The organism is Winogradskyella litoriviva, assembly GCF_013249065.1.
Taxonomy (GTDB): Bacteria; Bacteroidota; Bacteroidia; order Flavobacteriales; family Flavobacteriaceae; genus Winogradskyella; species Winogradskyella litoriviva.
The window spans coordinates 1-6,007 of sequence record NZ_JABRWQ010000014.1 but is presented as its reverse complement, the minus strand read 5'-3'; the positions used below and the strand labels follow the sequence as shown (position 1 = coordinate 6,007).

Sequence of the window (6,007 nt, the reverse complement as noted above, 5' to 3'; positions counted from 1 at the left end):
AATGTGTATAACTAATTGCTGTATTCTTCTCTACTTGCGAATATTCCTGCGGAATATTCACAGGTTCGTGATTTGTTTGCTATCTTAGTTGCTTAAACCACGCAACTAAGCCATACACGCACACGTTGGCTTCAATAACTCAGCGCATCCAAAATTGGAATTTTAAGCTATTAAAATCTTAACCTAAAGCCGAACAGTTCGCAAAAAACTCACTCGAATTCTGAATTACAAAACGCAGGAATTTATCACTCTACTCTGGAATCTTGCTCAGCCGGAATTATTACTCAACTGGAATTCTTACTCGAATTCTGACTTCCACTCTTTCGGAATTCTCACTCAAAATCTGAATTTGAATTTGAACTCTAATTAAGCTAAAAAGCTCAACTTTGCGCGAATTTCAACTCATTCGTAATATAATCTTGAATTTAAATACAAACAATTACTAAAGCCAACAATGTGTATAACTAATTGCTGTATTCTTCTCTACTTGCGAATATTCCTGCGGAATATTCACGGGTTCGTAAATGTTTGCTATCTTAGTTGCTTAACCACGCAACTAAGTAATACACGCACACGTTGTGCTTAATGCTGACTGAACCGAATAAATGTCAAATATCTAATTGAATTTTAAATAATGTATTGCTTCGAATGTGGTTTTAAATTAATCGAGAACAGCAAGTTTTGTTCAGAATGCGGAACAAAACAACCTATTAAAGAATCTGAAAAAATTGACGAAAATGATTTAGTAACTAAAAATGATTTGAAGTACTATAATGGAGAATTATTTACTGGAGAAAGTTTCGGAGAATGGGATTTTTTAGAGGAAACTGATGAAGATTCAGGCGAAAAATATGAAGAAGGATATTTTAAAACGGTTAATAGAAAAAGGAAAGCAAATTATCTAAATGGAAAACTTCACGGACTTTGGGAAGTTATGACCGAAAATGAAAGCGGAAAATTTGTAATTACTCATAAAAAAGAATATTCGAACGGATTAATATTACGAGATACTGAATACAATCTTGATGGTACTTTTAAAATAAATGCCATATATGAAAATGGTAGCACAAAATTAATTGAGTCTTATTTAGCAGGTAATCTTTGGTTAAGAACAGAATACAATGGAAACAAAATCCATAAAGAAGAATACTATCATAAAATTGGTCAATTGAGTGTAAAAAAAACAGTTATACTAAACAATCTTGGACGAGAAGTAAATGTTGGAAATTTAAAATCCTATAACGAAAATGGAACACCATTAGACGACCTTTCATTCGATGATAATGGAAATGCGGACGGAATTTGGAAACGGTATAATGAAAAAGGGGAATTATTTTTAGAACAATTATATAAAAACGGAAAACTAATTAACGAAAACTATCAAGAAGATAAAAAAAGAGCTTGGTTTCGAATGACTTGATATATTTTCGGATTAAAAAGCACATAAGCACAACAACGTGTATAGCTCATTGCGGCTGAATTCCTAATCGGAAATTCTTGCGCAATTTGCTATCTTGTTTCCTTAATCGGAAAATCATACTGATTTTCCGCAACAAGCCATACACAAACACGTTGTGTAGCATTAAGTAAATAGAATTAGAAAATAAAACTCAAGATAAAAATTATGAAGATTGGAAAATTAACTTTAATATCGATTTTAGGAATTGTGCTTTTTACAAGTTGTAATAGTGATGACGACTTAACTGAAAATCAGAATGAATTAAATTCATTTATTTATGAAAATTACTGGGAAGACGCAAAACAAATTTATCAAAATGAAGTAGCTAATAATATTAATCATTTTAATTATAATTTAGAATATTTAGACTCTTTAGAAATAGTTAAAATCGCTAAGAATATTCAATCAGTATATGAGTTAACCATTCCAGAACAAGACAGTATTTTTAATCAATACCAAATACATGCTAATATAGGTTATATTTTCACAGAACTTACTTTCAAAGTTGAAGACAATCAAACTATTGGTTCTGCCGAAACAATGAACTTAATTTTACCAAGTTCTAATGAAAATGAACTATTTAATTTTTACAATAATAACCAATTTGTTTTCACTCAATCCATTCCTATTGCTACAAATTGGGTAGATGTGGAATTTAATGATAATAAAAATCTCACCTTTTTAAAAAATAGTTTATTAGATATTTCTTTTATAACAAATGTAGAAATTGGGCCATTTCTTGGAGAGGGAGAATCAAAAATGAAATTCGAAAGATTTGAAAATCACAATATAACCACATTTAGAATGGGTTGGGGCGATTGTTATGCTGGTTGTATAACTAGAAGATATTGGAAATTTAAAACAACAGAAAGCTCTGCTGAGTTTATTGAATCTTATTATGGGAATGAGTTTTGAACTTTATAAACGCTACACAACAACGTGTATAATTAATTGCTTGGTTCAGGTCTACTTGGAATTTCCTTCGGAAATTCCTCTGGTTCGTGAATGTTTGCTAAATGAGTTGCTTAAACACGCAACTAACCATACACAAGACCGTTGCCAGTAATTTGACCAAACCGAAAACATTGTTATTTAATGATTAAATGAAAAACCAATTTTTAATTTATTTCACAGTAATTTTTACACTTTTCGCTTGTAACAAACAACAAGATGAATTGAATGAAATGAACTCATTTTTAAAAACGAATTATGAATTCAGCAATAGAATTTTAAAATCAAACAGAGCAGATTATTATACTTTAATTCAAGAAAAACCTTCACTAAAGATTGAGAAATTAAATCAGTTGGATTCACAAGTTGACTTATTGATTTTCAAAATAGACAAGGCGATTTTAAATAAAGAATTTGATTTGGAAAAGACAATCGCTGAATCAAACCATATCCTTCGTGAACTTAAAAAAATTGTAAAACATATAAAAGATTATTCATTTCAAGAATTTGAACAGCCGAAAACAAATTCAAATGAATTAGTTCTAAATTATTTAAAAAATAGACTTGTAATTGCAACGATTAATGCTTTTGAATACGCAAATGGATTTACTTCTTCAGAACCTACACACGAAAGAGCTGTTGATAGTGTTATTACAAATAAAACAGAAAACGGAATTAAACTTACTTTGACTTCTAAATTTGGACAATCAATAACCGAAAATAGACATATTGTAATAAACAGTATTAAGTTCAATGGACAAGAAAAAAAGATTTATTTCAAATTAAAAGACAACTACTCATTTGCTGATATTGAATTTGATTCATTACAAAGTGGAACATATAAAATAGATGGAGTTTTAAAATTCTATGATAGATATGGAGAAGTTGAATCTTGGTTTGAAAAAGAATTTAAAGTGGAATAAAAACTACTGGCAACACCGTGTATAATTAATTGCTTTTTAGGTGCTTACTTGCGAAAATTCCTGCGGAATTTTCTCGGGTTCGTAAAAGTTTGCTAATTTAGTTGCTTAAACACGCAACTAACCATACACAATCACGTTGTGTGTCATTAAAAAACCGAACTTAAATTGAACTGAAACTAAAAAATGAATAAATTAATTGGTCTTCTAATTTTGCTAACAATCATCAATTGTGCGGACAATAAAAAAAATGGAACAGAATCTATTTCAAAATCTACTGAAAAAATAATAGAAAAGGCTAATTCGGAATCAAACACGAAGAAAAAAGAACTGACAGAAACTGAAAAGGAAATTGAAAGCGTAGCCTTATCTTTCCATAATTGGTATATTAAAAACACTAATGATATAAAATCCGAAATTCCAACAGATTTTGTTGTTACAGAAGAAAAAAATGATAGTTGTATAGTAGATTATGAACCATATTTTGATGAGCTTCGAAAATTAGGAACAATTTCTAACTCATTTATGGAAAAAGAAAAAGAAAGAACTAAATCTTGTGCCGAAACTATTTCGAAAATGAAATGGAGTGAATATATCGGAGTTATTCCTGAAAATTGCGACGAATATTTATTTTGGACAAGGAGTCAAGAAGAAACAAGTGGAATTGAATTAATGGACATAAAACTGGAAAACAATAATTGGAAAGTTAAATTTCATTTATTCAACACTTTTGGAAATGAAAAAAACTATTCGCCTTATACTGGAATTATAACTGTAGAAAAGGAAAGTGAAAAATATATGATAACTAATATTAATTGGAACTGAAAATAACGCCACACAACACCGTGTATAATTAATTGCTTTGGCAAGTGCTTATTTGGAAAATTCCTTCGGAATTTTCTCGCGTTCGTTTTTGTTTACTAAATTAGTTGCTTAACCACGCAACTAACCATACACAAACACGTTGTACGTAAGCTGAACAAACTATGAGTTTTAGTTATAAAGAATTTCCTAAAGATGTTTTTGATTCGTTTTCACCTTTAATTGAAAAACACAATTTATCTAAAACATTTAAGGGAGATTATTTTGTTCAGCTTACAGGCAAAAAAGTAGTTCTTCAATTTGAATTTGATAGAGGAGATTTATTTTGTGAAATTAAAAAGAAAGGTGACGATTTTAAATTTGCTTTGTGGCAAGTTTATGAGTTTTTATTTTCTAATAGTCAAAAAAAGAATGAATCAAAGGATTATCCGAAAGCTGAATTAAAATTCTACTGTGAATTACTAAACAATGAAATGGAATCGATTATGCTCGGAGATTTTAGTTGGTATAATGAACTGAAAAAAGAGATTGAATATGAAAGTAATCTAATAGCTGTGATTTATGGACCTGAAATGGATTATGAGCATCCAATCAGTCAAAAATTTTGGAAAGGAGACAAAAGTTGGAAATCTGACATGGAAGATTTTATTAAACAAAAAGGAATTAAATTAAAATAAAGCCTACGTACAACAACGTGTATAGTTCATTGCTCGGAAATCCCTATCGGAATTTCTGTCGCTTCTGAACAATGGGTTTCTGATTATTTGCTAACTTAGTGCAGACGCAACGAAACCATACACAAACACGTTGTGCGTAATTAGAGAATGAACGATATTACAATAGACAGATTTGAGAATAAACCAGAATTCACTTCTGATTTGGCAGATTTTGACAATTCTAAAACAGAATTGCATATTCGTGCGGACGTAAAAAACAGAAAGCTCTTAAACGAACTGAATATTGATAAACTTTGGTTAATTGGAGCTAAAGAAAAAGACATTGAACAAATTTTTTCACTTCATCAACCGAAATATGTGAGTCTTTACCAATTTCTTGCAAAAGATTTAAGCTGTTTAGAGAATTTGAATAAGTGCGAAACTCTAATAACGGAATGGAATACAAAAGCGACTGAACTTTGGAATATGGAATCTAATCCGAACTTGAAAAAATTGGCGATTAGAGATTATTCTAAAATTTCGGACTTGTCAGCATTGGAGAAAGCTACTAAAATTAAAAGTTTGTCATTAGATGGTGGAATAGATAAAAAATTAAAAGTGGACAACTTAAAACCACTTTCAAAACTTACTCAATTGGAATATTTGAGAATGACTAACATAAAAGTCGGAGACGAATCTCTCGAACCAATCGCATATTTGAGAAATTTAAAAATACTCGAACTTTCCAACCAGTTTCCGACAAAAGAATATGTAAATCTTGCAGTCAAATTGACCAAAACAGAATGTTCAATGTTTCGACCTTATCACGAAGTTGAAATAAAAGACGAAAATGGAAAATTGGTTTATGATAGAATGATTATCGGAAAAAGAAAACCATTTTTATTATCTACAAAAGACCAAAATCGAATTGAAAAATACGAAAAAGAATTTGAAAAACTAAAAAATAACTACGCACAACACCGTGTATAATTAATTGCTTTTTATGTGCTTACTTGCGAAAATTCCTGCGGAATTTTCTCGGGTTCGTAAAAGTTTGCTAAATTAGTTGCTTAACCACGCAACTAACCATACACAAACACGTTAACTCTAATAAGGCAGCGCAATTTAAAAATCGGAACCTAACGCTAAAAAATCAAGTCGTTTAAGCCGAACTGAACGCAAAAAACTCACTCGAAATC

6 protein-coding genes are annotated in these 6,007 nt (G+C 30.1%); all 6 read left to right on the top strand.

The features are described from left to right. The first annotated feature begins 634 nt into the window (after positions 1-634). Complete coding sequence (locus HNV10_RS16915) at positions 635-1,420, top strand: zinc-ribbon domain-containing protein (protein ID WP_173302623.1); 786 nt, start codon at positions 635-637, stop codon at positions 1,418-1,420. A gap of 204 nt (positions 1,421-1,624) precedes the next feature. Next, complete coding sequence (locus HNV10_RS16910) at positions 1,625-2,374, top strand: hypothetical protein (RefSeq protein ID WP_173302621.1); 750 nt, start codon at positions 1,625-1,627, stop codon at positions 2,372-2,374. 188 nt (positions 2,375-2,562) lie between these two features. Continuing rightward, positions 2,563-3,333 (top strand): hypothetical protein, encoded by a 771-nt coding sequence (locus tag HNV10_RS16905; protein WP_173302619.1) that lies wholly within the window; start codon positions 2,563-2,565, stop codon positions 3,331-3,333. 183 nt (positions 3,334-3,516) lie between these two features. Further along, positions 3,517-4,155, top strand: a complete 639-nt coding sequence (locus HNV10_RS16900) for a hypothetical protein (protein ID WP_173302617.1) — start codon at positions 3,517-3,519, stop codon at positions 4,153-4,155. Positions 4,156-4,316: 161 nt separating this feature from the next. Further along, positions 4,317-4,829, top strand: a complete 513-nt coding sequence (locus HNV10_RS16895; protein ID WP_173302615.1) for a hypothetical protein — start codon at positions 4,317-4,319, stop codon at positions 4,827-4,829. A gap of 147 nt (positions 4,830-4,976) precedes the next feature. Continuing rightward, positions 4,977-5,798, top strand: coding sequence for a leucine-rich repeat domain-containing protein (locus tag HNV10_RS16890; RefSeq protein WP_173302613.1), 822 nt, complete (start codon positions 4,977-4,979; stop codon positions 5,796-5,798). Positions 5,799-6,007 lie beyond the last annotated feature (209 nt).